Raw genomic sequence first — 26,086 nt, forward strand, 5'->3', positions numbered from 1 at the left:
TTAGGCTACTAGCATCCTATTCGATAGGCTTATGCCTTTCAACTTGTACCTCCGAAATGTGCGTTTACCTAGTAGAAATAGAAATACCCGCCTCAGATTCTAGAGGCAGGTATTTCTTTAGTGATCTCTTTGCACAAAATAGTTTAATATTTGTTTTAAAAATGAGGTTTTAAGTTGAATCCCTTGTAATGCTTCAGTCGCGAGACAATAATGTTCCCACATCTCTTTTTTTGCATTATCTACTCCAAGAATAGAGACAAACGTTGATTGATTGTTTTCCACATCTTTACCAACCGTTTTACCAAGTAAATCAGTAGTTCCTTCTACATCTAAAATATCGTCCTTGATTTGAAAAGCAATCCCCGCGTGATATGCAAACTTTTTTAATGCTTCAATTTCTCTTTCTTCCACATTTGCGAGAATGGAGGGCATGATAAGCGCAGCTTCAATCCCCTTTCCCGTTTTTAAAAAGCACATCTGGTTTAGCTGTTCAAGAGAAAATCGTTTTCCTTTGGACTCTAAATCCAGTGCTTGCCCTTTGCACATATCCATCGTGCTCTCAGCCGAGTATTGGATTAACTTAAGTACAATTTTCGTATCAATATCAGTAAGAGAGGCTTGCTCAAAAGTAGCCCTTTGAGTCAAAAATAGACCTGTTAATTCAGCAACAGCAGTATTGTATGACTGATGAACGGTTGGTTGCCCTCTTCGAAAGGCTGCATTATCTTGTGATGGAAGATCATCATAAATTAAAGAGGCTGTATGCATGTATTCAATTGATTTTAAAAGTGGAAAAATTTCTTTTTCAGCTAATCCATATTCCTTTACACCCATCATCCAGGTCACGATAGGTCTCAGCCTTTTACCTTCTCCCCCAAGGCTGTAATTTGCGGCATCAATTATCGGTGAAGAATCTATTTCATTCTTATGTATGTGTAACTTGTCATTTATCTTCGTTCGTACTTCTTCAATCAACTCAGAAAATACTTCTTGATCTTGTTGTTCATTTTTCAAATTGGCGACCATTTGGTCACGTAAGAGTTTATCAAAGAAATCAACATTATCTGCTTTCCGAACCATTTTTTGAATCAAACGATTATAAGCTGGGTTACCTGTAGCAAATGTCCCCATAACTTCTTCATACACTTTACTCCCTACACGCTTTTTAAATCGTTTCAACCCATTAATGGCTCGGTCCAATATGATTTCACAGGCTTTCGGATCGGAATTATAAACATTATGGATCAAATAAGAAATGACAGCCCAATATAATTCGTATGGGTTCACTAAATCAGATCGATTCTTGTGATGTTGTAAATAATACGTATATGGGGTTACAGAACCTTCCTCCATGTCCGAAAACATATCTGCAAAATCATCAGCAAGCTGATTATAGATTCCATAACAGAAAGTCCGATTGTCAATATCTTCATCTTCGGGAGCACTAATTAAAGAACGAACAATCAATCGTGAAGAGGAGGATTTAATAATAATGGGTATATATAATTCTTCATTTGTGTATGTTCCATTCGAAAGGTCTTTTTCACGATCGACTTCTTGTGAATGAAAAAAAACATAGGATTGTTCGAAAAAGGTGTGTAAGGTCTCTTTGGGCTGCTGGTTCTTTATGAACTGGAAAGCCTCTGAAAGTTCCGAATGAACAAATTCTAGTAATTCCTTATTTTCTCCCGTCCATTCCCCTAATGGTGGCACAGTCCCGGTTAACAGAGTGGTCCGAATTAAATTAGTATATTTTTTCTTTTCAAAATCAGACAAAACCTTGGCATCCAATAGATCATCTATAAATGGATATGTGAGACCGTAAGCATAGCCTAATCGGATGGCTGTATCAAGTTTTTTTGAACGTTCTATTGCAGAGAGGTTTTCTTCCATTTCTTCCATTTCATTGATGGTAACACCAGCGATGATTTTAATTAACTTCCTCTTAGCATGAGTTGTATCCATTCCCTCTGGTATATTCCTAGAAACATTCTTTAATCTATCCATCAACCATATAATAGTGGATTCAATACCTTGATTTTGTCCCCACCTATACAATCCAGCCATACTAAAAATATCTGATTCTTTGCTTTTATCCTTAGATGTTGTTTCGATTAAGTGATCTTTCAAACTGGAAACCGCGTTATTGATTCTAGTTTGTGTATCTTCAGACTTAAGATCTTTTCCCATATCTCTCATAAAAATATAAGAAATACTTCGATCCAAGTATTGATTTAATTTTCCCGTGTAATTTAGCCATCTTATATAACTATAATAATCTTGAGTTTCAAAATTTCTCTTCATCTTGGTCCAAAAGGGAATTACCGAACGATAAATATGATGTTGCTTCCAAGAATTGATGTCTTCTGTTAGTGTTTGAACATAATTCTTCTCCTTGACATCTATATAAAGCGCTTGAAAATACTGGGCGGCCTTTTCCTCTGCAAGTTGATACTTTTTTTCAGCATTCTTTTTTAATCCAACATTCATATTGTACATACCTCAACTTTTGTTCATTACCTTATTTTTATGCTTCTTAATTGGATTTATATCGTTCATACTGTAAACTAACTACTTAATATACTTCCTTGGCATCAGACGGTAAATTTCTCACATGTTTCAGATACTCAATCATGTTTCGGTCATCCTCAATTGGATATGTTAATGATAATTTTTCACCCACATCTTTTGCTATTCCACTAAATAAATCACAAGTGACAAAGATAGAATTCCAAAAGTTTTCATAGTTATGATCCGAATAGGTTCTTTTGTACTGCTGCCAATAGGAATCAGGTAGATAATTAGTAAAATACTTCCCCATCTTTCCCACCGACATATTGAAATTGTTCTCATATCCAATCCACCATGAAACCATTTCATCCAAGCGCTCCCTAATAACAACTTCAAACATTTGTTTCGTGTATGGCAACTCGTCACGCCAAATTCCTTTTGCTACATTTTGCAAACACCACCAAAAGTCATTGCAGCAACTAAAATACATAGCTTCAGTTGGCTGTTTAACATGATAATCAACATCTGTTGAAGCAGGAATTGATGGTAAAACATTATCTTTATCTAATAATGGAACAGTCAGTTTATCATTTCCATATTCCTCAAGCATTTTTTCTTTGGTTTCAATATGTAGATCGATTCGATTTCCATCCTTAAAAAGCATTAAATAACCGTAGGAACGATTAATATCTATATGATCTCCACATAATTGATCATTTTTATCCGGTTCCTGTAGCATAAGTATTTCACCAAAAATATGAATCCAACCCACGTCCTTTATAAACGATTCAGTTTCCGTTACAACATATACAATATCATAATCTTGAAAAATGTCCTTAGGAACATTCGGGTTCGTTCTGGAGCCATTCATATATACCGCACGTATGCGTTCGTCCTCTATTGCAACGTTCAATATAAGGTCCATCATTTCTTGTTCAGTTCTCATAAAAATTCTCCTTACCATTAACTTTTGTACTATTAACTTCTATTCTACAGTAAATCCACCTGCATTTTTCTATTATTATGCCATTAGTCCGCAATTTACAACGATTTTTGAGCTTATTAGCTTGTGGATAGGTTGGTCAATTAAGTCTAACAACCCAAGACTTTCCAACTAGAATTCTATGACTTTTTACCGATATGTAAAAAATAGGATTTAGGTCACATAGTAAGATAGGACGAAGGCTTCTTACTAGATTCGAAATATTCTGTTATATTTTCCCTATCAAACATTAAGGAGTGGTGTTTTTGTTAAAGGTTCTTTCAAAAACAGGTTTAACCCTTGCTTTAGCTAGTGGTGTGATGCTTTCAGGATTTCAACTGAATGAGTCCCCTGCTAGAGAAACTAGTAAATATGACTTGAGGCTTGCACATTATGTCGCTGCGACTCCTGAACTAGCCGATAAAGCAAAAGATCTAGGATTTGATGTATCAAAGGCAGACCCTGCTGAGAAAATCGCAAACCAAGGAAAGAAATTCCAACAAGCTGGTGATAACCATGTTGCCTATAAAGCAGCAACTGGGGACATACCAGTACTAGTTATTCTAGCAAAGTATAAGGATGGAGATGAACCAATCGGGGATTTACAAGGTCAGGTTCCTGCCCATTATTATGAGGACCTCATTTTTGGAAGTGAATACAATCCATATGAATTGGATTATTTTAAGCAATATGACGGTCCAAATGTACCAAAAGACCGCACCATGCAAAATGCGTATAAAGAATCTAGCTATGATAAAGTAAATCTTGTACATGATGGGGCTGAACTAGTTTGGGTAGAGCTTCCTAAAGGAGCCTCTTATTACCTAGATCAAGAGGGTACATATGCTGAAAACGGGGAGTACGTTCTAGGAAATGTAAATGGTGATGCCCATACTGGTGAGTTTGTCCGTGACCTTCTAAAGGCTGCAGATGATCAAATTGATTTTTCCACATACGCTATTGATGGAGAAGTACCTAATGTATTCGTAGTTCATGAAGGTACTGGCGCTGAGTGGAGCCGCGACCCAGCTCAATTCTGGTCACATAAATGGAATCTATTAAGTGCTTTATTTTATGGTAAATACTATGAAACTGGTATACCAGCCGATGTTCATGCTGGGATGAGTCAGCCGGAATGGATTAATAAAACAATTGCGGAAGAGATGACTTATGATGGTGTAATTGTAAACAACTACAACATTCAACCAGCGATTGGTGGAAATGTGGCAGGGTTTAATGCGTCAACCGGGGATTATGATGAAACGTCAATTACAGGCCCATACCCTGCGCAGGTTGGTGTGTATGCCCATGAATTCGGTCATGCGTTAGGATTACCAGATTTCTATGATACAGTATATAACTCTGAAGGTACTGGTAACTACTCGATGATGTCGGGTGGATCTTGGATGCGTTATCCTGATGCCCTACAGTACAATGGTAACTCACCTACACATTTCGATCCGTTTTCTAAAATTTTCTTAGGCTGGGTTAATCCGATTGAAGTGTCACCAGTAGATGGGGTTCAAGAAATTACATTGCCTTCTATCGATCAAGCAACGGATAGCAATGGTATTGTTAAAATGGAGGTTCCCGGATCCAACGGCACTGAATACTTCTTATTCGAAAATGTGCAACAAAGCGGATTTAACCAAGGCTTAATCCGTCAGGGTGAAGATGCGCATGGATTACTAGCATGGCATGTTGATGAAAATATTATTAATTTATACCAAACTGCAGGCTTCCGTCCAAACAATGTAGCAAACTGGAAGAATAAGAGATTCCAATCCAATCAATCTCAAACAGCAAGTAATGGTACCGTTGTAACTCATTATGGGTTGTCAGTTTTACAAGCAGATGGATTATATGAATTAGAGAAGAATGTGAACCGTGGAGATGCTGGTGATTTCTTCAAGACCGGCGATCAAATCACACCTGTTTCAGGTAATGTACACTCAGGTTCCTACTACTTCTGGAAAGGCTATGGTTCTACTCCAGCTGATTCCGGAATCCATGTAACCGATATTGTAGAAAATGAAGATGGTTCCATCACAGCTAAATTCTATTACAGCACGAACGAAGGTAAGAAAAAATAAACATGAAGAAACCTGAGCCTATTGGACTCAGGTTTCTTTTGTTAAGTGAAACTGTGGGCACAAAATTGACCCGGTGGAACCAAGAGAACCGTCCCCCTGGTCCTACTTATCTAACTTTAGTTTTGCCAAGGCATCTGCTAAAGCGGTATTGATTGGTTCTTCTTTTTCTTGTTTTTTCATGTAGTTTGATACTTCTTTTTTGGATAGTTTGCCTGATTGGTTCTTTTTGCGACGGTCGTTGAAGGCGGATAGTTTTTCACGGTGTCCGCATTTACATACGAATAATTGTCCTTCCCCTTCCCCACGCAATTCCAATTTTTTATGACAGTTCGGACATCTTGCGTTTGTGAGTTTGGCGATGTTTTTACGATGGCCACATTCACGATCCTGACATACAAGCATTCTTCCCTTTTTCCCATTGACCTCAAGCATCAATTTTCCACAGTCCGGACATTTTGTGCCTGTAATATTGTCATGCTTGAACTTTGAGTCGCTAAATTTGATTTCTGAAACTACTTCCTTCGTGTACTGCTTAATATCTGAGATAAACGCATTTTGCTTCAATCGACCTTTTGCAATTTGTTCAAGCTTTTGCTCCCACTCAGCTGACAACACTGGAGATTTCAAATCATCTGGTACAAGCTCTAACAGCTGTTTCCCCTTATTTGTGATGTGGATATCTTGACCTCTTTTTTCAATTAAAAATGTATTGAATAACTTATCAATAATATCCGCACGTGTTGCTACTGTACCTAGTCCACCTGTCTTCCCGATTGTATCAATTAAATCCTTGCTTTCCCCTGCCATATATTTTGTTGGATTTTCCATTGCGGAAAGTAAGGTTCCTTCATTGAATGGCTTTGGTGGCTGTGTTTCTTTTTCGATTTCCTTTACGGAAAGAACATTAAGACTCATACCTGGTTGAATGGATGCTGGAATTTTACCTTCATCCTCATTCTCTTCAATCGAAGTAATAACTTCTTTCCAACCTAATGAAATGACTGTGATACCTTTTGCTACGAATAGTTCCTTGCCAATACGTGCTTGAACGGTTTTCTGTTCATACGTATATGGTGGAAGAAATACGGCTAAAAATCGTTTTACAATCAAATCATAAATTTTTTCTTCCTTTGCAGATAATGCTTGTAGATTTGGACGTTCCTCGGTCGGGATAATCGCATGGTGATCGGTCACCTTACTATTATCGACAAACGATTTATTCGTTTTGATTCCATTTTTCAAGATTTTAGCACCAAGCTTCGCATATGGCTGCACCATGCATCCTTCAATCCGATCCTTTAGTGTATCAATGATATCTGTTGAGATATATTTTGAATCGGTACGAGGATATGTGACCAACTTATGATGTTCATACAGCTTTTGAAGAACGTTTAAGGTCTCTTTTGCTGAAAAACCGAACCGTTTATTTGCATCACGCTGAAGCTCTGTTAAATCATAAAGCTGTGGTGCATAGCTTTTCTTTTCTGACGTTTTCACGTCAATGATTTTCGCTTCCTGCCCTTGAAGAGAACGAACAATTGATGTAGAAACATCCTTATTAAAAATGCGTTGTTCATTTGTTTTTTCATGCTGCCACTTTAGTGTAAGGCTGTCTGCTGTTGCTTTTATTTCATAATAAGGTGTTGGTTTAAAATCCTTAATTTCTTCGTTGCGTTTTGCAATTATCGCTAATGTTGGAGTCTGCACTCTTCCACATGATAGTTGTGCATTAAACTTTGTGGTTAATGCCCTTGTAGCATTGATCCCGACTAACCAGTCAGCTTCAGCACGAGCAACAGCTGAAGAATAAAGATTTTCGTATTCCTTGCCGTTCTTTAAGTTGGCAAAGCCTTGCTTAATCGCTTTATCTGTAACCGATGAAATCCATAAACGTTTGATCGGCTTACGGGTGTTTGATTTCTCAATGATCCATCTCGCGACAAGCTCTCCTTCGCGACCTGCATCTGTTGCGATAATAATTTCATTAACATCCTTACGATGCATTTGTGTTTTAACGACACTGTATTGCTTACCAGTTTGTTTAATGACAACAAGGCTTAAAGGATTCGGGATTATTGGTAGGTCCTCTAGCTTCCATGATTTAAAGTTATCTCCATATTTTTCAGGATCTGCTAATGTAACAAGATGGCCAAGTGCCCATGTCACAATATATTTATCTCCTTCGAAAAAGCCGTTGCCCTTTTTATGACAGTTTAATACACGGGCAATGTCTCTTCCAACAGAAGGTTTTTCTGCAAGAACAAGTGATTTCATTTTAATTCCTCCAATTCATCCTTTCTATTATACACGATTTCGATTTTAAGGCATAAAGAAAGGCGTAGGGATCTGCTCATGACATCGAGCCGATGGAGCCTGAAAGTAGACATAAAAAAACCCGGTTGGTTACCGAGTTTTACTGTTCCTGAATGGGTAAGACAATTTTAAATTCTGTTGTATTTGAATTGGATGTACATCCGATAGTGCCACCATGTTTTTCAATAATTTTTTTACATACAAAAAGTCCAATCCCTGTTCCGAATTCTTTAGTTGTATAGAATGGTTCAAAAATTGTGTCAACCGATTCTTTTGGAATGGCAGGTCCATTGTTTATAATCAAAACAACAATCTGGTTATCTATATGATGCCCATTAATCCAGATGTTTCGATCGGAATCCTTTTGTTTTAGCGCATCAATCGAGTTCATCAAAATATTTAACAAGACCTGTCTAATTTCATCCTCATTAACGGTTATATGTATGCCGGATTCGATATCGGTATGTACTTTTACATCACTATCTAAAATACTCGCATAAATAAACTCTGTTATTTCAGTAAATAAATCGAGTAACGAAACTTCGTTTTCATTGTTCTCAATTAATTCCTTCTTTGAAACGTGTAAGAATTGTGAAATTTTATAGTTTAGCTGATTTAATTCATGGCTAATAATATCTAAATATTTTATATCTGGATTATCATTACCTAGTAACTTCACAAAGCCGATTATTGCCGTGAGTGGATTTCGGAACTCATGAACAAATGTCGATGCCATTTGACCTAAAATCGTAAGTCGCTCCTGGTGGCTCTGATCAATGTATTGAATCTTATCTTGAAGCTGTATTTCTTTTATTTCTGTATATTTGGAAACAGCATGATAGGAAAACAAATCAAATATCCGATTTACCTCTTCAAAAACCGGGTCTAATCGATCATGATCAATATTTGACCTATATATGTATTTTAAAATTTCACTTCTCCCTAGGTTTACATTATAGACGAATTCCCCAATATTAATATTCGCATCAACGCGTTCTTGGGCTAGTTTAAAAGCGAATAATTTTAATTTTTCTTCATCGATAGGATTGAGAAGTGAGTTTTTGACCATTTCAAACATGGTTAAGCCGTTTAATACTAATTTGTCCTTATGAACATCATTCTCTGACATCACGGTCTTATCTTTCCATGATTTTAAAAAAAACGATAAATTGCTCTCGAGGAAATAGATGAGTTCTCCAATAACAGGATTCATTCAGGTCAAGTCCTTTCAAATCTATCTTTTGATATTCGCAAAGTCCAAGTTATGTATAGTATTCTACATTTTCCACAAAACTCCTTTTTGAATTTTAGAAAAATTAAAATAGTAGACAAGTTTTATGGTGGGTCAAGCATACATTATAAGGAGACAAACTATAGGAGGGTTGATTATGAAATTTGTAGTGATTAAAAGGAGCTGGATTGTTGCCGCTTTTGTTGCTGCAGTGGTAATGGTTGGAGGATGGGTGTGGCTACAGCCTGAAATCATTCCTACGATTGCCCCACAAGCCGCCAAAAACGATGTTGTGATACATATTACAACTGGAGAACTAAAATCAAAAACTGATGATGGCAGAGAAATCGAATCCTACTTCTGGAATCCAGGAACTGTATATGTTCCAGAAGGCAAAGAAGTAACCTTCATTATTTACGGCGTAAATGGCAAAGAGCATTCTTTCTATATTGAGGGTACGGACATTAAGGGCACAGTTAAAAAAGGAGAAGAAATCACTGTCAAAGCGAATTTTAAGGAAGAAGGCATGTATCGCATCATTTGTTTAAATCATTCTGACAAAAATAATAACGGTCCGATGATTGGCTATATTGTAGTAGATTAATAGAAGTGCGCTAAGCGGCGACAAGCACAAGAAAAGCGCTGATAGAAGGTGCTTCTTGAGCTAGATAATAAGGAAAACAGGAGAAGCGAGCCTCTCCTGTTTTTTAGATTTTTCGAACTGTAATCGCGTTTGTCGTTTTCTTTACAATACAGTCCTCGATATCTGCTTGTCCAAGCAGACCAAGTGTTATCGCCGCTTCAATTTTCTGCTGATCGGGCTGCTTAATGATTTGGATGCAATCGATGAGATTTAATTCTTCTAATTTTTTTACCATTTTCTCATCATGATAGCTTTCGGACAAACGTATTTGTCGTTGAATCTTGTAATCTCCTATGAGTGACTCACCTTTTTCCTGTTTTCCTACTGTTTCATCAAAATAAACATTTAGTACCTTCTTCATTTCTTTTAATTCTTTTTCAATTACCTTTGCCTTCTCACTTAATGTGAAATATCTTGTAATGAGTTCTTCCGGAATTTGCGTAAAAGGCTTTGATTCTTGCATATTCTTCACCCCATTTTTCTTGATACTTCATCATATGACAGGGGATGTTATATCATTCTTTAACAGAAAAAATCCAGCTAAATTAGCTGGATTTTCGTTCATATTAAATACTCTTATATAGCAGTTTTTTCAGCAATGGGAACAAGACATCCGGCAATTGGTCGATGTTAGGGACTAAAATGCTATATTTTCCGTAAATGTTGTGGATCGTTGTTTGTTGACCTTCATCAATCTCTCCATTTGATAAGAAGACATTAATGACCTCGATCCCATGTTTTCGTGCTTTCAGGACGGCTTCGTGTGTATCGATTATTCCATTTTGCTCATAATCAAATGCTGCTGGTTCACCGTCAGAGAATACGAGTAAAAATTTCTGTTTTTCAGTACGCTTTAATAGCTTTTTCGTTTGCAAACGGATGGAAAAACCGTCGCGATTGTCTTCCTCCGGCTCAAGCTGCATGATTTCCGCACCATAGCTCCGTTTTAATGAGGAATCAAAATCAATTACAGTTTGCATGTAGTTTGGATGCTTCGTGCTGTCTGCATCATTGGTATCCTCCCAGAAACCTGTAACATCATGTGGTACCTGTACAGATTTTAAGGCCTCGTGAAACAGTGCGATCCCAAGCTTTGTCTGGTCCATTTTATCGAACATCGAAGCTGAGCAATCAACTAATAACGAGAACACCGCATCAATTTGATGGGATGGCTGTTCTTTTTTATAAAATAATCTTGGATTGTCATCTGTGAAAATACGAATAAGCTTTTTATTTAATCGTCCAAAATGCAAGTCTCCTCTTGGAAGATTCTTTTTATGCTCCAATGTTTTTACTATCATTTGTTTCAGTTTTTTCTGATACGGTGCAATAATTGCTTTGTTTTTCTCGTAATGAATAACTTCATCATTTGAAGGTTTTCGTGCATTTTTGAAGACCGGGTAGGCAAATCGATTTTCTTTTCCAAATTCGGCTTCAGTGGTACCTTCTTTCTCAGAATGGACCATGTCCATTGCCTCTAGTTTGGAATAATCTTTGTTTTTACTTTGTCGAGACGAGCCTTGGGCAATCCCTAGCGCTTGGTCACCCTCTTCGCCTTCTCTTGCCCCTTCACCCATCATATTAGTTCTTGATCCTTGTTCTAAATCAAATTGTAAAAAGCTTTTTGTTGGTGTACTTGTTTCTCGATGCCAGGTTTCGAACTTCTCTTCATGGATATCCTCATCCCCTTTTTTCGCATCATCAAGCACATCATTGTTTTTCAGCTTATCCTTGCGTTTTAAATCATCGATTGTCAAACCGTCCTCTAAAGTTTCATATTCAAGTTCTGGTAAGTGGAAATATGTGTTTAACATATCTTCCTCTAGAACATCTTCTAACACATTGATGATTTCCTTACTAATTTTGACGATATCCTTCGTATTTTTTGAATCAAAGACTTTTGAAATTTGGCTTCGTAGAAACGGAATGATAAGGTCAATTTTATCATTAATAGGCGGAACCTCTTCAAGTGGTGATTCGGCTGTTAAAAGTAAAAATAGCGCATTAAACAGAGAATCCGTTGGAACACTCTTGACCATATTTACATGGAGTTGATCCTCATAATACTTACGATAAATTCTTCGTCTTTCGGTAAAAGATTTCCGGGTTCCTGGACGATCTTTTACACACAACTCTTCTAGACGAAAATCCTCAAAAAGCATAAACAATTGCTTCGAAAAGCTTGGGAGTTCGCTTTTTCTACAGTATTTTATATATTGATCAATTTCCTTAAAATCCGTGTAGCTCATACTTCCGATTGTTCGTAAAAAGACATCACTTAATAATCCATTTCGTTTGTCAGCTGTGGGTCGATTGTCCCAAAAATGACTTATGATGACTTTTTGTTGAATCGGATCGAGATATGATTTATAGCCTAACTCAATTTCGAGTTCAGGATTTTTTGAGATTGTTTTGGCAAGGTCGGATAATTCCATGAACAAAAAGGAATCAACCTTTTTATCATTAAATTGAATAAATCTCATTGTAAAAACCTCACTCAAACAAAGTTTCTGCTATATTTTTAACCGCTGCTTTTTCTCGGTCATCCTCAAGTTTTTCAGTAATACCACGTTCAATGGCGCGTAATGGTGGCATATACATGGCTAAATCACATGTATCAATCAATGCACGGATTGATGCAGCCTCTTCTGATAGCATACCTCCACGAACCTGTGTGATTAAATCAGATGATAAGGACACAAATTTATTGATTAAATTTTGATCTTGTAATGATGTTTGTGTTTGAAGAACTTCCTTTAGCGTTTCGCCTTGAATATATGGAACGTCAATGACTACAAAGCGGTTTTTCAACGCTTCATTTAATGGAACGGTTCCTACATACCCTTCATTGATAGCTGCTATTACACCAAAGCCATTCTCGGCACGAACCACTTCAGCCGTAAACGGATTAGTAATCATTTTTCGATAATCAAGCACACCGTTCAAAATCGGTAAAGTTTCTGGCTTTGCCATATTGATTTCATCGATGTATAAAAGATATCCTTTTTTCATTGCATTAATAACGGGGCCTGAAACAAATTCGATTTTCATTTTTCCATCGTGCTCTTGAATGGTTTTATATCCCAGCAGGGCCTCCGCATCAAGGTCAACAGAGCAGTTGATGCTATACATTGGTTGCTGAAACAAATGAGAAATTGTTTCGGCAAGCTTCGTTTTCCCTGAACCTGTTGGTCCCTTTAAAAGCACATTTTTGCCGATACTTAAGGCAATGATTGCGTCACGAATAATATTTATATCCGCAGGTGTATATCCGCCTTTGCCGATTAAGAGCTTATCACTGGGAACTTGGTTCTTTCTATTTGAAATTTCAGTTTGTATATTTGTCGGTAACTTCAATTCCTCTAGTTGAATTGTCATGAAGCATCAAATCCTCTCATACATATCTTTATACCCTCACGTATTTTACCGAAGTTTGTAAGGTGGGGCAATGAATTCAGCTTAGAATTCAAGTATTTGTGACATTTTTGGTTAATTTATGGTATGATAATTATAAATACTCGTAGAATACAAATAAACCGCAGATGTTGCGAGCATCTACGGCCTAGCAATAGAATGGTCCCACTAAGAGGATCAGCCTAAGATGAAATAGACCTCACCCGATTTTTAGCGGAAAAAGGGAGGTCTATTTTTTATTGTTGTCAAAAGATAAAATCGCAACAACAAGCGACGCGAACGAAAGCATAATTACAAGACTCTCATAAATCGTCATATAGGCATCACCCCCTTTCACTTGGGAGCTTAGCCGACCACCCTTATGGACAACCTATTGCCATTTCATTATAGCACATTTTACCATACGAACACACGTTTCATTTAGAGAAACATTAAAATTGGTTCTTTATACTCACTAATGCGCCGTCTAGGTTCGCTTTGATTGCTTCTTCTTTCTTATTTAGATGCTCACGAATGTATGAAAGAAGTTCATTGTCAAAGGCTAAACCACTTGCAAATTGGCGTTTTATAAAACGTTCAGCTTCTTCAAATGATGAAAACTTTGCATCAAGTGTTTTCTTCTCATGATGAATGACCCAACGATCCTCTTTTTTGAAAACAAAAGACTTTTCTCCTTTTCGATTTACGAAAAGAGTTCCATTATCGTTTTCTTTATGGTGCAGTTGGTTTTCAGGTGCATCATGGCGAATCGCATATAACGGGAACGTATTTTTTACAAAAAGCTCAAATGCCGTGTCACCTAATGAACATCCAGATGCCTTTGGATGTCCCCCACCGCCATATCGTTTTGCGAATTCTGAAACATCGACATCATCGTGGATTGTACGAAGTCCAATCTTTTTCGTACCAACATTTAGCAAGGCAATTAAGTCTAAATGTGGATTTAGTTTGCCAAGTGCATTTCCGAGCTCAGAAATATATTGCTCAGCATGAACCACTCCGACACAATAATCCTCGATAAAAGTCTGCACCATTTGTCTATTTTTCGAGTTAATATAGCGCTCGATTTTTTTATCTTCCGTATCTAATAAGAAATCCTCAGCTTCTGTTAATTGGAAAGAATCGCGGTTGTTTTGAAGTCTTTCAAGCATTTTTTCCTCAAATTCTTCAATTCCAATGATAAAAAATAGATCATTGAGTCGCTTTGCACGGACTTGATTTTCAGACTCCCATTCCCACGTATCATATAGTCTAACAAGTTCAATAAATTCCTCTAATCCTTTATGTGCCTCGATCAGATTTTTTTCGAGAAGAAATTCATAGTAAAGTGAGGTTGCACAAGTTTTCTTTCCTGACTCGTATTCAGCTTGCACAAAACCCCAGTCATAATTATTAAAATGCATCGCGGTTTTGTGATGGTCAACCATCTGTACGTAGTGGCCTGCTTTATGACGTTTTTCCAATGCTTTTTCATTTTTGTCATTAACAGCAAGATCAGTTATGTATACTTTTGCTTGATTGTGTTCGGGATTTTCAATATATTTTTCCACACGCTCATTTAAGTTACGGTAAGAGCAATAGGAGACATCAACCTCATCACCAAATGCTAGCTTGGCAACAAGTCCACATCCTACTCCATCTAAATCACTATCTGAAAATAACTTTATCAAGTTGGATTCCCCCTTTACTCCTAGTTTCGTTTACAATGGTTATTTTCATACCCGCTTACTACTTTACACTAAAAAAGCTAAAAGAACGAGTCTTGCAATTGTTATCAATACATTTTCCTTCAATCATGTCGTTTTTGTGATATTATCCATTAATCTTTTCTACCCGTTAGCAAACTACCCCATCATCTTATTTAAAAATTTAATCTCATCTTCATGAGAAAAATTACTCTCGTGAGGTGTTTCGAGCACAAATGGAGTATCACCAAAGACAGCGCTCGACAAAAATTCCTTGATTTGCTCGACTTTGATCTCCCCATATGGAATATTCGCATGACGGTCCTTCATAGACCTTGTCGGATATGCAGAATTATTTAAATGAACAGCTTTCAGATGTTCAAAATAGCCGAGTTCAATTCCTTTTGCCCCGACCTCACTCCAATTATCTCCATCCCACACACCGCTTGCGAACAAATGGCACGTATCTAAACAAAAACCGATTTTATCTGGATAATCAGTAAGTTGCCTAACTTGACCAAGCTCTTCTAGCATTGTCCCAGTAGGTCCATTTTTCCCAGCATTATTTTCTAACAAGATGAGTGCTTCCCCATCCCATCTCGACAAAACATCATTGAGCGTTCCGATCATCCGTTGATAGCCTTCAAGAGGATTAGCTGCATTTTTCAATACTCCAAAATGAACAACAACCCCTATCGAACCACATTCATTTGCAATCTCTAAATCATTTAAAAGTGAATCTATAACAAGCTCAATATGACCCTCATCAGCAACTAAATTTGTTGGATATGGAGTATGTGCAATCGATAGTAAATCATGATCTTTACAAAATTTTGCGCATTCGTTTGCATCATGACGATCAAATTCTTTTACAGATAGGCTTCGGGGGTTTTTCGGAAAGTATTGAAAAGCCTTCGCGCCAATTTTTATTGCATGACGGGCTGCACCTAAATACCCATCGCGGATACTAATATGACTTCCAAATCTCATGAGTTCCTCTCCTATTCTACGTATACAATTAGATTTTTCAAACATAGATGGAACTATTCAAAAAATGGGCATACTAGGTTTTGAGGTGACGATCTTGGAAAACTTTACATCAAATGAGGAAACGGTCGTAAATAAGTCAATTGAGGAATTAGAAGAAGAAATGGGCTTATACATCGTTTCACCTGAAAAAATTAGTTCAATAATAGAAGAGCAATAAAAAAGAGCGATGTCTCCATTCGCTCTTTTGGCTGTCCGTACCCTTATGATTAATGAAAATATGTCAATAGACTTGCTACTCTCCAGACAATAACAAACGAACATAAACTAATAAACGTTGCACTAACTATTCTGGCCATTCTTTTGTGAGTTCCTTTAAAAATCGAATGTGCGAAGGAAAAGGCAAAGATCAAAAATAAGATCATTGAAATTTCCATATACATGTTCATCTCCATAAAAATACCCCTTTCATTACTCGATGTGCTGAGATATTTTGACGAGCCCTTCTTGTACATGCACCGATTATAAAGGAAACCATGTAGTTCTACAACTGCTTTTTGAACTAATTGTAAATTTTTTCTTGTTTTGTTTACAATTTCTTCACATTTTCCATTTCTTCGAGATAGACATGCTGTAAATTAAGTTTTTCTTCAATAGGTAGGCTAGAGTCAAAGATTCGTTTACTAGCCGTAAAAAATTTTTCATATGGCGTTTTGCGCAGTCTTGGATGGGTCGACTCATCAAGCAAGTCCCTCCGGATTGTGGCTCGAAGGATATCTTCACTGCTAAGGTCTTTTTGCCATAACCTTCTATTCAACCAAAGCGATTGGTATGCTTTTAAAAGTCGATCAAAATCAACGGAATTGTTCTCCATTTTCATAGAGCTCCTTTTACGTCTAAAAGCCCATAGCTCCTAGTTCTTAATCATTAAATTTATAGGTCCAATACACTTCAGTTCGAAGCCAATCTAAGACTTCATTATCCTTGTTATCGATTTTCTCGAGCAAATTGCCCATGAGTCCCTCTGTTTGGGAACGATGTGCTTTTAATGTTTCAATTTTCTTGTCTAACACTTCACTAACATCGAATTCGACATCATGCTCACCAATATGTTCGACACGGTCATGGGTGATGGCTTTGCAATATACCTGAGGTCTTTTTTCTTTAGGTATGCGCTTAACAGCACGTATGGTTGCTTCACCTGTCGCATCATGGTCAGGGTGAACGCCATGTCCAGGATAAAATGTGATAACAAGTGATGGATTCAATTCTTTGATGATTTCTTCAATGGTATCTGCAATTTTTTCAGGATCCAAGAATTCCAATGTTTTATCATGGTAGCCTAGCATCCGGAGATCGCTAATGCCACAAGCCTTACAAGCTTCTCTAAGCTCTTTCTTTCGAATCTCTGGCAATGTTTCTCGGTTAGCGAAAAATGGATTTCCAAGATTTCTGCCCATTTCACCAAGCGTTAAGCAGGCATACGTAACCGGAACCCCTTTTTGGGTGTTTAAACTGATAAAACCAGACACTCCAAATGCTTCATCATCTGGATGTGGTAGTACGATTAAAATATGTCGTTCCATTTTACTACTCCTTTGTTCATAATTTGCCTTAAATCAATGACCCCTACGCTTTAAAATGGGGTTGTGCTAATTTGAAGAGCGACAGCTAGCTTTCCTTCTTCATCATGTCCAGCAAGTAATAAACGATCCTTCTCGTCTAATTCCCAATCTGTAAGTCCTTCTGCATAAATCCAACCCTGGCCCATCTTAAGACCTACTCGGTATGGATCATTTCCGACAATTTTTCCTTCTGTATACGTAACAAGGGCGTTTCGAATAAATGCACCTGCTGATGTTTTACGAGCACCTGAATGTACAGCATATGCGCCATTTGTCGTTTCAAGATGAATATAAACGTTTTGGTTGGCAAAACGGTTGATTAATTCCTGAACGTCTTCTTTCTTAATTGGTTTCAAATGTGAATCCTCCAAACTCTAAATAAATGATCTTACTTAAATATTAACGATTTTATCAATAAAATTCCAATAATGCGAATTGAAATTGAAATAAGTTGTAATAAATAGCATATCTGGTATGATTTTCTTCGTATTGGTTATATTACGTATATGAAGAAGGTGGTGAACAAAATTGGCAAGAGAAAACCTCGAACTTGTGAATAATATGGAATTTGGCATAACATCGAAATTCATTCCGAACTTATGTGAAGCAAAAACGTTAAAAGTTGTTGAAATAAATCAATCATCTGTTCGAATAGAGCTCGAATCAAAGCAAAAAGGTGTGTTTCCTCTCTCCCATTTTCAATACTTAATCCGCCATGGGGCATTGGTATTATCAAAGGACGAAGATGAAGAAACAGCGTAATAGAAAACAACCATCCACATAGATGGTTGTTTTCTTTTCTAATATGACTAGTTTCAGGTACCATCGGCTCAGGTCATAAGCCATTCGCTTCGGAAGGCAGAAAACACCTTCTGTCAGCGTTTTTCTTATGCTTATCACCGATGAACGGGCACCTTGTACTTTTCTTTTTTATTCACCTAAGTTTTCTTCTTTTAGTACAGATTCGATTCCTTCTAATGCAGCATCTGCATCATTTCCTTCAGTTTGTACCACAATTTGAGAGCCCTTTGGTACACCTAAAGACATTACACCCATAATTGATTTAAGGTTTACTGATTTTCCGTTAAAGCTAAGTGTAATTTCTGATTGATATTGACTTGCTTTATGTACGAGCTTTGTAGCCGGTCTAGCATGTAAGCCAGCATCACTTGTAATTGTATAAGTTTTTTCTGCCATGTTTTATCCCTCTTTCTAATTTTCATTCTCCTATAGAATAGCCATTAATCACCATGATAATCAAGTATATTTTTCAGATTTGGCAATTTGCACAAAAAAATGTTTTCCTAGAAGACAATTCTTTCTTTACAATTACCGCACCACAGCGAACACATAGCTCCCCTTCTCGATTATATACCCTACATTTTTCTTCGAAGCCACCTGTAAGTTGATCTCCTTTAAAAAGGGGCAAATCAATGTATCCACCATAACGAATTCCTTCCTGTAAAACAGATTGAATCGATGAATGTAGCTTCTGTAGCTGAGCATTGTCAAGTGAATCTACAATTCGAGTCGGCAAAATTTTAGCAGCAAAGCAAATTTCATCAGAGTACCGATTACCGATTCCAGCAATAAATTGCTGATCAAGTAACGCTGTTTTAATTTTCCCTTTTTTGTTTTCGGCTAATTTTTGAAAGGCCTGGATTGTAAAACTTGGTTCAAGTGGCTCTGGACCTAAATTAGTTAATTCTTCTTCAATTTCTTTTGGAGTAAGGAGATGTAAATAACCCAGCCGAAGTCCGATAAAAGTAAGACTTTGAGAAGCGAAACTGATAATAACCTGCTTTGTCCTTGAAATAGTGTCCGCATCTTTTTCAATATACATTAGGCCACCCAGCATGAGATGGAGCAGTAGTTTTTTACCACTGGCGAGCTCAAAAATGAGATGTTTCCCTCGTCGATGAATTTGGGTAATTTTATTGCCGATAAGTTCGTTTGTGAAATCGGCAACTGAGCTGTTTATCGATTTTTCACGGTTTACCTCAACGGCATTAATCGTATGTCCTGCTAATTTCAACTGAATGAGGTTTTTATATGTCTCCATTTCTGGCAACTCAGGCATTGTTACACCTCCATAATTGTTTTCAATTAGCTTAATCAATTATCAAAAAATTCATGTATACAAATAGCCACGAAGATGTCCTCCGTGGCTAGCGTTTAGTGCAATTTTTCAATTTCATTTTGGAGCTGTTTTGTCCGTTTCGCATTTCCTTCCGCGAAATTGGCGAGTCTTTCTTTTAGTTCATCATCGTTAGAAATACGTTCAGAGGTAATCAAGTAGCGTCGCATTAATTCAGATTCTGCTGAATAGGCTGTCTCCAGAATTCCCTTTAAGGCATCGTCTGTGAGCGCATCCTCACGGTCATGATCTCGATCAAAATCCTTCTCATGATTCATGATAAAATCACCTCTTTAAAAGTATCTACTGATACGAAGTGATTAAGACTGTAAAAAGCATCCACTTGCATTTATTCAAATACACCAATAATCGGTTGACCATTTTTTACTTGGGTTAGAACCCCGGTATCATCTTTGGCGATTTTACCAGATACGATGACATAGTCAACGCCCTTTGATAAAGAAGCAGGTTTTTCTGCTGTTGCTGTGTCAATGATTTCATGGTAATCAAAAACGGTAATATCAGCTGTGGCCCCTTCATGGAGTCTACCTCGGGTTGACATCGCCGGAGCAATGTCTTCAAGCTGTCTTGCAGAATGAATGGTAATTTTCTTCATTCCTTCCATAAGTGGCAGAACATCAAGATCACGAATATATCGCCCAATAAATCTTGAAAAAGTTCCCGCTCCTCTCGGATGATTAAACTCATTATCCATTGTTGCATCACTGCCAATCATACTATGATCAACCTGAAGTGCTTGAATCAGCTCTTTTTCATCCATTGCATCGACGATGACAATTCCGCCTTTCTTACGATACTTCGGAAAAGTTTCGGCTGTAAGTCGCTCAGTTGTTCCAGCAACTTGGATATCGGAATAAGTAATGCCAAAACGCGATTGCCAGTCTCCAGACATGCGTTCAAACGAAATATTAGTCGCCCATGAATCATAAGGGTATACATCGTATGTGACTTGATAGCCTTCAGAACGAGCTTCTTCAATTAGCGCTAGTGCTTCATCCATCGCGCCTGTACCACCTGTGCTATGAAGATGCATAAAATGCACCGGTGCATCAAGCTCCCTTGCGTAGCCAAGGACTTCTTTTACTGAATCAATACTAGTATGCTCACCTGTTAAACTTGAATGTCTACCATGAAAATGAGTAACTAGCCCGTATTCTTTCGCAACTTTCATGATGGCTTTGATTTCTTCAGGAGTAGTTCCAGGATAATACTCAGGACTAAACGCTACAGCGAGAGCACCCTTCTTAATTTCCTCACGAGCACGTTTTACCATATAATCAATTTGTTCTTGTGTTGGTGTGCCGTGATTGCCGAGACCTGCCTCATAGCGTAAGCGAACCGCATACAAGGCACCGCCATAATTTACAGATGTCGGATATTTGTCATATTGATCGAAAAATCCATTAAAATCAGCAGTACACCCGTGCATCGATAGATTTGTTGTGACCCCGTCACCAATTTTAAATTTCGCTCCATTTGGACTTGGATTAAACGAGAGCATATCAATAAAACCAGGACTTACGATTTTTTGATATGCATCGATTTCAGTTGTACCTTGAATCGTTGCTTTTGTAACCGCAGCCACTTTATCATCCTTTATGCCAACGTGATAGCCGATTTTTAGCGTCTCTTTATCTGGATCAAGCACGATTCCATTTTTTATGACGATATCATATGCATCGGATGACTTATCTTCAGCAGACTCAGAATGATTGTTTTCATAGACATTAATCGCAAGCTTGTCCTTCTTCGACTTAAAGCCAACAAGTTGTTCACCATCATATAAAAACTTGTCGCCATTTATTTTTGTAAGCTGCGTCGTTTGATTGGTTGTTAAATCATGAACATAAGCCGAAACCTTTCCTTTATCTTTGATGGTGTAAACAATATGTTCAAGTTCAGGATTGGCATCAACCCAATCGAGTGTCGCTTTTTTAGAAGGTAGCTCCACTGCAAGCAAATCCATATGAGAGTTAAATTCTGTTGTATTAAAAATGATTTCCGCGTTTTGCTTCTCTGGATTCGTTTTCGCATACAGCATTCCTTCCAAGTACCCATTTTTAAACTTAATATTGCTGATTTCCGCCGAACCCTCAAATGGGATTTCAGAAACCGTTTCTTTTGTCGCAATATTAATAATTTCCATGAAATTACTACCATCTTCCTTTTTCCCATATAAATACATTAGATGGGAATCAGGATTTACTTCGACCCCTTGATACTTTTTATCCGGGTTAATCGGAAGCTGAAAATCCGCCCATGGCTTCACATTTTCAATGGTCGATTGCTCGCGATCCCCGATATAAAGCTTTTCTTCACCTTTTTCTTCAAGCATGGCGAGCACTTGATTCCCATAAAACGTTATCGAGTCTATTTTGAATCCGTTCACAATTAATTGGCTTTTAACAGCTTCATCGGTGTCGGTATAGACTTCCGATGGTGAGATTATTTTAAAACCAAAAAAGACAACAAAAAGAACGATTACAAGTGTCACTCCATATTTAACAAACCGATTTTTCATAGTTATCACCCTAATAAAAGAGGAAAAAATCTCGAAATCCGAAATCTTTTCCCCTTGATAAAATACGTCTTGGCGTATTTGCGCCCGATTTTTTAGGCCCACAGGAAGTGGGCAACGAAGACGTTGCCACAGGAGGTGGCGTTCTTAGTCTTCGGTCACTTTATCAGGCTTTTACTGGAAATTGCGCTTCGTAAGGGCATAGTGCCAGTTAATGTTGAAAAGTTCCTTTGAAAAATCGTGGCATCCGCCGGAGGCTTAACTTTTTTCAAAGGAGCTTGACTCCCGCTGAAAAAAATTTATTCTTTCAATGCCGCTTCTAAAGCAACCTCGATCATATCATTAAATGTGGTTTGACGTTCCTCCGCTGTTGTTTCTTCTCCAGTTAAAATATGATCACTAACCGTTAGAACGGATAATGCATTACGACCAAATTTTGCAGCTAATGTGTATAATGCAGTTGTTTCCATTTCTACAGCAAGTATACCGTATTGTGCCCATTTTTCTAATTCTGCATTTTCATTGTAGAACACATCGCTTGTAAAGACATTACCTACTTTTAGCTTAAGTCCTTTTTCAGTACCCGCATCATACGCTCTCTTTAATAAATCAAATGAGGCTGTTGGCGCAAAGTCCACAGTTCCAAAATTGATGCGGTTCATTTGAGAATTCGTTGATGAGGTCATCGCTAAAATAACATCACGCACTTTAACATCTTTCTGAATCGCACCACAAGTACCAACGCGGATTAAGTTTTGGACACCGTATTCATTCATTAATTCATGTATGTATATGGAAATGGATGGAACACCCATTCCTGTTCCTTGTACGGATACGCGCTTTCCTTTATATGTACCGGTAAATCCGAGCATTCCACGCACTTCATTGTAACATGTCACATTTTCAAAAAAGTTTTCTGCAATATATTTTGCACGCAATGGGTCACCTGGAAGTAATATTGTTTCAGCGATATCCCCTTGCTTTGCACCAATATGTGTACTCATTTATGTTCCTCCTATGTAAATATTGCACTAAGTTATCTTACCACAATTACATTCTACTTAAAAATTTTAATGAACGCAAAAATCTGGGGAAAACTAAGGTTGTAACAATTGAAGGAGGGAATTCGAACTTGGCTAACGAAAAAATGAGCAAAAAATTGCGACAAGCTGTAGACTATGCAAATGCTACCAACACCACAAAAGGAATTGGAAATCCACCAAACACATCGAAAAACGAAAAGGATGGCTTTATTCAGCCTAGATAATTGGAGGGATTAATATGGGTAAGAAACATCGCAACCGTATAAATGCACCAAAGAAAAATAACCATACACCACCTGAAGCAATCGAAGCAGAACAAATTGCACATGGTAAAGAATTTTCTGCTAAAGGTGGACGTAAAAACGGTCCAGGGCATAATGAATAAGTAAAATGGGGTGTCCTTTTACTGGACACCCCTACTGAATTAGCTATAACGGCTAATAATTTGATTGATTTTTGATTTCAAAGTTGGTAGATCATCAGTAGTCACTGTGAAGTTGACAAAAGACTCATCCATATCCATCGCTTCTGCAAGGAAGCTACTTAAGCCACGCGCACGTCTATCTACCTGCATCATGACTTCTAGCTTATGGTCTGATTGAGGGAAGAACATGACTTCCACTTCGTCTAATCTCCCACGGTAAACGCCACTTGTTGGAACAAATTCAAATTCCTGAACAAATGGAAGACGTCTTCTTAGGCGATAGGGTGCTGCCTCACAATCTACCTTACGAAGGCTAAAGCCTAAATCATAGACCGCATTCAATACACCTGCAGCTAATGGCGATGGTGAAACAGAAATATAATCCTTATCTGATGGATCAATGGCATTTTTAATATCTAACCCCGTATGAATCCACACTTTTGTCCTTCCAAGTGTTGCAGGGGTATCAAGCGGAAGTACTAATGAAAAGGGAATTTCATGTTTCTCATTACTGCCAATTGTGAAACGCTCCACAATTTTTATTTTTTCAATTGTTGCTTGCTTATTGATTTTTCTGTCGTTTGATTCTTTGATATATGTTGTCATTAAAGACAAATAAATCTCATCAATTTGCTGCTCCATATTTCCACCAACGATCTCAACAACACCTGTTACTTTTTCTCCAGCTCTTAACTGATCCGTAGTGATCTTCGTATCAACTCTTGCACTTCCAATTCCAATACTTGAAAAAATTTTATTGAATAATGACATCGTATTCCCCCTATAACTTAGATATAAAACTATACGACTATACCTGAAAAAGGTTTCTATAAAATTGAAATTATTTTTGTCATAAAAAAACGACGGGGTTTCCCGTCGCCAATATGTACTTAGTCTTCCTTTTCCTCGTCAATTACACATTTATAAAGTAAGTATTCAAATGTAATGTCTGCTAACTCCTCTAGCTCTTCCTCACCTGGGGCAAATCCCCTTTGGACAAGCTCGTTATAGAAAAACTCTGCAATTTCTTCCGTATCAATAACAACCTCAATTTCCTTCAGCATGATCGCCCCCTTTACTTTAGATGTATGTATTAAAAACATCACCTATGTCATTTTCATATGTATTTTATTTTTTAGTCATGTATTCAAGGATTCATACATAGGATGAAATATAAATATTGGACAAGCTTAATGGAGGGGTTCACATGACAAAGCATGCCGTTATCTTAAAATTTCCAGTAAAGGAAGAAGTTAAAGAGCCAAACAGATTCCTAGAATTTATTGACGGAGATGGATTCGACAATGTGTTAGGAAAAGTAACAAAAGGACTATTTTCAACTATTTTATTTTTGGGGATCCCTTATTTTATTTATGTGTTAATGCAAGCATTTTTCATAGGTTAATCGTTACCTTTCCCAGACTCAAATTTTTGTAAGTTTTTCATAGCTAAATCCATAACGTCCTTATATTTCTGATCCTGAAACAATTCGTACAGGATCTTGTAGTCGTTGTAAACATCAAGCAAGCCGTCGATGATTTCTTTTTTCTCTTTTTTGATTCGCATTTGATCTTTTTCGGATTTACGATAAATATCCATATTTTCATACATCCCCATATTTTTGTTTTTCTTTTTCACAAAATACTTCAGCGAATATTTTTGAAGGAATGTTTCAGCTTGATCAAAATCTGCAAGTAATGTCAACTCATCCTCTCCCGCTTCGAGCCACTCACCATCTGTCACTCGCGCTAGTTCGTAAATCACATCCTCCCATGCACCCTCTTTGTATCTCCAAATTTCCGTGTGTATCCCGACAATTTTAAATACATCATTGTCATATCCTTGAACAAAGACAAGGTCACCAAAATAATATTTATATTCAATTTCGATATTTTCAATTTCCATCGGCTTTGCTTTGTATTCCGAAAGCAATGTTAATGCCGATTCTGAGTAAAATGCCTCGCCTTTATTTACTTTATATAGATAATTTCCATCGAGTTTTCGGATTTCTGTCACAGACCCAACTGTTCCATATAACGTAACAACGACAATATCCCCAATTTTGTATTTTGGCTTTTTGTTTTTACCATCCATATCCTCATCCCTTTAGCTTTTGTGTAGATTTGAAGGGTGTGAGATAGTATATGCAAGTCTTTTACAAAACGGCATTCGATTCGGGCTTGTGATATAAGAAAAATTAAGAGCTGGCGAGCCTAAAATTTGTGGGGACGAGGGCGTTCGTTTTAGAGGTCTTTGTTTCTAAAATTTGTTAATAGCCATAAGTTGAATCTATTAGCTATTAATTGAAAATAACAGCCATAAATACAAATTATTGGCTATAAAAATTTATTAATAGCCATAAATGGAGATTGAGTCAAAAGCTGAGCGCTCCTCCCCCTTTAAAAACAGCAAAAACCACCGAGAATCTTCATCTCGGTGGTCAATAATCAAATGCGCCT

The 26,086-nt window shown here is 37.3% G+C and carries 28 protein-coding genes; 7 read left to right on the forward strand and 21 right to left on the reverse strand.

Annotation, left to right across the window (positions count from 1 at the left end):
- Positions 1 to 117 precede the first annotated feature (117 nt).
- Positions 118 to 2,499 (reverse strand): polyprenyl synthetase family protein, encoded by a 2,382-nt coding sequence (locus V7097_RS15345; protein WP_335704504.1) that lies wholly within the window; start codon positions 2,497 to 2,499, stop codon positions 118 to 120.
- A 76-nt stretch (positions 2,500 to 2,575) separates the two neighbouring features.
- Positions 2,576 to 3,457 carry an aminoglycoside 6-adenylyltransferase gene (locus V7097_RS15350; protein WP_335704505.1) on the reverse strand — a complete coding sequence of 294 codons (882 nt, stop codon included), beginning with the start codon at positions 3,455 to 3,457 and terminating at the stop codon, positions 2,576 to 2,578.
- 302 nt (positions 3,458 to 3,759) lie between these two features.
- On the opposite strand from V7097_RS15350, the gene V7097_RS15355 reads away from it, so the two are divergent.
- Positions 3,760 to 5,586: a M6 family metalloprotease domain-containing protein gene (locus tag V7097_RS15355; protein WP_335704506.1), complete on the forward strand. Its 1,827-nt coding sequence runs from the start codon at positions 3,760 to 3,762 to the stop codon at positions 5,584 to 5,586.
- A gap of 102 nt (positions 5,587 to 5,688) precedes the next feature.
- Here V7097_RS15355 and V7097_RS15360 read toward each other — a convergent pair whose 3' ends face one another.
- Entirely contained in the window at positions 5,689 to 7,860 is a 2,172-nt protein-coding gene (locus tag V7097_RS15360) for a DNA topoisomerase III (protein WP_335704507.1), read from the reverse strand.
- Between the two features lie 139 nt (positions 7,861 to 7,999).
- On the reverse strand, positions 8,000 to 9,112 hold the full coding sequence (locus tag V7097_RS15365) for a histidine kinase N-terminal domain-containing protein (RefSeq protein ID WP_335704508.1): 1,113 nt from the start codon (positions 9,110 to 9,112) through the stop codon (positions 8,000 to 8,002).
- A gap of 175 nt (positions 9,113 to 9,287) precedes the next feature.
- On the opposite strand from V7097_RS15365, the gene V7097_RS15370 reads away from it, so the two are divergent.
- The gene (locus tag V7097_RS15370) at positions 9,288 to 9,734 is read left to right on the forward strand and encodes a hypothetical protein (RefSeq protein WP_335704509.1); all 447 of its coding nucleotides are present in this window, start codon (positions 9,288 to 9,290) and stop codon (positions 9,732 to 9,734) included.
- A gap of 103 nt (positions 9,735 to 9,837) precedes the next feature.
- Here the strand turns inward: V7097_RS15370 and V7097_RS15375 are convergent, their stop codons facing one another.
- From V7097_RS15375 to V7097_RS15395, 6 genes are all read right to left on the reverse strand, one after another.
- Positions 9,838 to 10,236, reverse strand: a complete 399-nt coding sequence (locus V7097_RS15375) for a hypothetical protein (RefSeq protein WP_335704510.1) — start codon at positions 10,234 to 10,236, stop codon at positions 9,838 to 9,840.
- 103 nt (positions 10,237 to 10,339) lie between these two features.
- Complete coding sequence (locus V7097_RS15380) at positions 10,340 to 12,256, reverse strand: vWA domain-containing protein (RefSeq protein ID WP_335704511.1); 1,917 nt, start codon at positions 12,254 to 12,256, stop codon at positions 10,340 to 10,342.
- 10 nt (positions 12,257 to 12,266) lie between these two features.
- The gene (locus tag V7097_RS15385; protein WP_335704512.1) at positions 12,267 to 13,151 is read right to left on the reverse strand and encodes an ATP-binding protein; all 885 of its coding nucleotides are present in this window, start codon (positions 13,149 to 13,151) and stop codon (positions 12,267 to 12,269) included.
- A gap of 265 nt (positions 13,152 to 13,416) precedes the next feature.
- Positions 13,417 to 13,503 carry a putative holin-like toxin gene (locus V7097_RS26035; RefSeq protein ID WP_223254366.1) on the reverse strand — a complete coding sequence of 29 codons (87 nt, stop codon included), beginning with the start codon at positions 13,501 to 13,503 and terminating at the stop codon, positions 13,417 to 13,419.
- Between the two features lie 115 nt (positions 13,504 to 13,618).
- Positions 13,619 to 14,857, reverse strand: coding sequence for a DHH family phosphoesterase (locus V7097_RS15390; protein ID WP_335704513.1), 1,239 nt, complete (start codon positions 14,855 to 14,857; stop codon positions 13,619 to 13,621).
- Positions 14,858 to 15,031: 174 nt separating this feature from the next.
- Complete coding sequence (locus V7097_RS15395; RefSeq protein WP_335704514.1) at positions 15,032 to 15,862, reverse strand: deoxyribonuclease IV; 831 nt, start codon at positions 15,860 to 15,862, stop codon at positions 15,032 to 15,034.
- Positions 15,863 to 15,956: 94 nt separating this feature from the next.
- On the opposite strand from V7097_RS15395, the gene V7097_RS15400 reads away from it, so the two are divergent.
- The gene (locus tag V7097_RS15400) at positions 15,957 to 16,079 is read left to right on the forward strand and encodes a hypothetical protein (RefSeq protein ID WP_335704515.1); all 123 of its coding nucleotides are present in this window, start codon (positions 15,957 to 15,959) and stop codon (positions 16,077 to 16,079) included.
- Positions 16,080 to 16,448: 369 nt separating this feature from the next.
- Here V7097_RS15400 and V7097_RS15405 read toward each other — a convergent pair whose 3' ends face one another.
- Genes V7097_RS15405 through V7097_RS15415 form a run of 3 tightly spaced genes read right to left on the reverse strand, consistent with a single transcriptional unit; the run spans position 16,449 to position 17,840 of the window.
- On the reverse strand, positions 16,449 to 16,733 hold the full coding sequence (locus V7097_RS15405) for a hypothetical protein (RefSeq protein ID WP_335704516.1): 285 nt from the start codon (positions 16,731 to 16,733) through the stop codon (positions 16,449 to 16,451).
- 46 nt (positions 16,734 to 16,779) lie between these two features.
- Positions 16,780 to 17,445, reverse strand: coding sequence for a bacillithiol biosynthesis deacetylase BshB2 (gene bshB2 / locus V7097_RS15410; RefSeq protein ID WP_335704517.1), 666 nt, complete (start codon positions 17,443 to 17,445; stop codon positions 16,780 to 16,782).
- Between the two features lie 50 nt (positions 17,446 to 17,495).
- Positions 17,496 to 17,840 carry a YojF family protein gene (locus V7097_RS15415; protein WP_335704518.1) on the reverse strand — a complete coding sequence of 115 codons (345 nt, stop codon included), beginning with the start codon at positions 17,838 to 17,840 and terminating at the stop codon, positions 17,496 to 17,498.
- 172 nt (positions 17,841 to 18,012) lie between these two features.
- On the opposite strand from V7097_RS15415, the gene V7097_RS15420 reads away from it, so the two are divergent.
- On the forward strand, positions 18,013 to 18,246 hold the full coding sequence (locus V7097_RS15420; RefSeq protein WP_335704519.1) for a hypothetical protein: 234 nt from the start codon (positions 18,013 to 18,015) through the stop codon (positions 18,244 to 18,246).
- A 168-nt stretch (positions 18,247 to 18,414) separates the two neighbouring features.
- On the opposite strand, the gene V7097_RS15425 is transcribed toward V7097_RS15420, so the two are convergent.
- From V7097_RS15425 to deoD, 5 genes are all read right to left on the reverse strand, one after another.
- Positions 18,415 to 18,681: a phosphocarrier protein HPr gene (locus tag V7097_RS15425; protein ID WP_335704520.1), complete on the reverse strand. Its 267-nt coding sequence runs from the start codon at positions 18,679 to 18,681 to the stop codon at positions 18,415 to 18,417.
- Between the two features lie 73 nt (positions 18,682 to 18,754).
- Positions 18,755 to 19,564: a bifunctional DNA-formamidopyrimidine glycosylase/DNA-(apurinic or apyrimidinic site) lyase gene (mutM, locus tag V7097_RS15430; RefSeq protein ID WP_335704522.1), complete on the reverse strand. Its 810-nt coding sequence runs from the start codon at positions 19,562 to 19,564 to the stop codon at positions 18,755 to 18,757.
- Between the two features lie 95 nt (positions 19,565 to 19,659).
- Positions 19,660 to 19,899, reverse strand: coding sequence for a hypothetical protein (locus V7097_RS15435; protein ID WP_335704523.1), 240 nt, complete (start codon positions 19,897 to 19,899; stop codon positions 19,660 to 19,662).
- A 71-nt stretch (positions 19,900 to 19,970) separates the two neighbouring features.
- The gene (locus V7097_RS15440; protein ID WP_335704524.1) at positions 19,971 to 22,163 is read right to left on the reverse strand and encodes an amidohydrolase family protein; all 2,193 of its coding nucleotides are present in this window, start codon (positions 22,161 to 22,163) and stop codon (positions 19,971 to 19,973) included.
- 296 nt (positions 22,164 to 22,459) lie between these two features.
- A complete protein-coding gene (gene deoD / locus V7097_RS15445) occupies positions 22,460 to 23,164 on the reverse strand; it encodes a purine-nucleoside phosphorylase (protein ID WP_335704525.1) in 705 nt (234 codons plus the stop codon).
- 128 nt (positions 23,165 to 23,292) lie between these two features.
- Between deoD and V7097_RS15450 the strand changes: the two genes are divergently transcribed.
- Positions 23,293 to 23,427 (forward strand): hypothetical protein, encoded by a 135-nt coding sequence (locus tag V7097_RS15450; RefSeq protein ID WP_335704526.1) that lies wholly within the window; start codon positions 23,293 to 23,295, stop codon positions 23,425 to 23,427.
- 14 nt (positions 23,428 to 23,441) lie between these two features.
- Positions 23,442 to 23,588 carry a hypothetical protein gene (locus tag V7097_RS15455; protein WP_335704527.1) on the forward strand — a complete coding sequence of 49 codons (147 nt, stop codon included), beginning with the start codon at positions 23,442 to 23,444 and terminating at the stop codon, positions 23,586 to 23,588.
- Between the two features lie 39 nt (positions 23,589 to 23,627).
- Here V7097_RS15455 and V7097_RS15460 read toward each other — a convergent pair whose 3' ends face one another.
- A complete protein-coding gene (locus tag V7097_RS15460; protein WP_335704528.1) occupies positions 23,628 to 24,398 on the reverse strand; it encodes a sporulation protein in 771 nt (256 codons plus the stop codon).
- Between the two features lie 119 nt (positions 24,399 to 24,517).
- A complete protein-coding gene (locus V7097_RS15465; protein WP_335704551.1) occupies positions 24,518 to 24,688 on the reverse strand; it encodes a YozD family protein in 171 nt (56 codons plus the stop codon).
- A 146-nt stretch (positions 24,689 to 24,834) separates the two neighbouring features.
- Between V7097_RS15465 and V7097_RS15470 the strand changes: the two genes are divergently transcribed.
- On the forward strand, positions 24,835 to 25,032 hold the full coding sequence (locus V7097_RS15470; protein WP_335704529.1) for a hypothetical protein: 198 nt from the start codon (positions 24,835 to 24,837) through the stop codon (positions 25,030 to 25,032).
- On the opposite strand, the gene V7097_RS15475 is transcribed toward V7097_RS15470, so the two are convergent.
- The gene (locus V7097_RS15475; protein WP_335704530.1) at positions 25,029 to 25,721 is read right to left on the reverse strand and encodes a hypothetical protein; all 693 of its coding nucleotides are present in this window, start codon (positions 25,719 to 25,721) and stop codon (positions 25,029 to 25,031) included. The genes V7097_RS15470 and V7097_RS15475 overlap by 4 nt on opposite strands.
- Positions 25,722 to 26,086 lie beyond the last annotated feature (365 nt).

The sequence above is a fragment of the Bacillus sp. JJ1562 genome (assembly GCF_036962705.1).
GTDB lineage: Bacteria > Bacillota > Bacilli > Bacillales > Bacillaceae_L > Ferdinandcohnia.

Bases quoted from the DNA above. Each gene is read 5' to 3' on its own strand.
- V7097_RS26035 (WP_223254366.1), bottom strand. From the start codon at position 13,503: ATGACGATTTATGAGAGTCTTGTAATTATGCTTTCGTTCGCGTCGCTT.
- V7097_RS15375 (WP_335704510.1), bottom strand. From the start codon at position 10,236: ATGCAAGAATCAAAGCCTTTTACGCAAATTCCGGAAGAACTCATTACA.
- V7097_RS15365 (WP_335704508.1), bottom strand. From the start codon at position 9,112: ATGAATCCTGTTATTGGAGAACTCATCTATTTCCTCGAGAGCAATTTA.
- V7097_RS15380 (WP_335704511.1), bottom strand. From the start codon at position 12,256: ATGAGATTTATTCAATTTAATGATAAAAAGGTTGATTCCTTTTTGTTC.
- mutM (WP_335704522.1), bottom strand. From the start codon at position 19,564: ATGCCTGAGTTGCCAGAAATGGAGACATATAAAAACCTCATTCAGTTG.
- bshB2 (WP_335704517.1), bottom strand. From the start codon at position 17,445: ATGGAACGACATATTTTAATCGTACTACCACATCCAGATGATGAAGCA.
- V7097_RS15385 (WP_335704512.1), bottom strand. From the start codon at position 13,151: ATGACAATTCAACTAGAGGAATTGAAGTTACCGACAAATATACAAACT.
- V7097_RS15345 (WP_335704504.1), bottom strand. From the start codon at position 2,499: ATGTACAATATGAATGTTGGATTAAAAAAGAATGCTGAAAAAAAGTAT.
- deoD (WP_335704525.1), bottom strand. From the start codon at position 23,164: ATGAGTACACATATTGGTGCAAAGCAAGGGGATATCGCTGAAACAATA.
- V7097_RS15370 (WP_335704509.1), top strand. From the start codon at position 9,288: ATGAAATTTGTAGTGATTAAAAGGAGCTGGATTGTTGCCGCTTTTGTT.
- V7097_RS15395 (WP_335704514.1), bottom strand. From the start codon at position 15,862: ATGAGATTTGGAAGTCATATTAGTATCCGCGATGGGTATTTAGGTGCA.
- V7097_RS15470 (WP_335704529.1), top strand. From the start codon at position 24,835: ATGACAAAGCATGCCGTTATCTTAAAATTTCCAGTAAAGGAAGAAGTT.
- V7097_RS15440 (WP_335704524.1), bottom strand. From the start codon at position 22,163: ATGAAAAATCGGTTTGTTAAATATGGAGTGACACTTGTAATCGTTCTT.
- V7097_RS15475 (WP_335704530.1), bottom strand. From the start codon at position 25,721: ATGGATGGTAAAAACAAAAAGCCAAAATACAAAATTGGGGATATTGTC.
- V7097_RS15455 (WP_335704527.1), top strand. From the start codon at position 23,442: ATGGGTAAGAAACATCGCAACCGTATAAATGCACCAAAGAAAAATAAC.
- V7097_RS15405 (WP_335704516.1), bottom strand. From the start codon at position 16,733: ATGGAGAACAATTCCGTTGATTTTGATCGACTTTTAAAAGCATACCAA.
- V7097_RS15460 (WP_335704528.1), bottom strand. From the start codon at position 24,398: ATGTCATTATTCAATAAAATTTTTTCAAGTATTGGAATTGGAAGTGCA.
- V7097_RS15360 (WP_335704507.1), bottom strand. From the start codon at position 7,860: ATGAAATCACTTGTTCTTGCAGAAAAACCTTCTGTTGGAAGAGACATT.
- V7097_RS15435 (WP_335704523.1), bottom strand. From the start codon at position 19,899: ATGAATCATGAGAAGGATTTTGATCGAGATCATGACCGTGAGGATGCG.
- V7097_RS15350 (WP_335704505.1), bottom strand. From the start codon at position 3,457: ATGAGAACTGAACAAGAAATGATGGACCTTATATTGAACGTTGCAATA.
- V7097_RS15425 (WP_335704520.1), bottom strand. From the start codon at position 18,681: ATGGCAGAAAAAACTTATACAATTACAAGTGATGCTGGCTTACATGCT.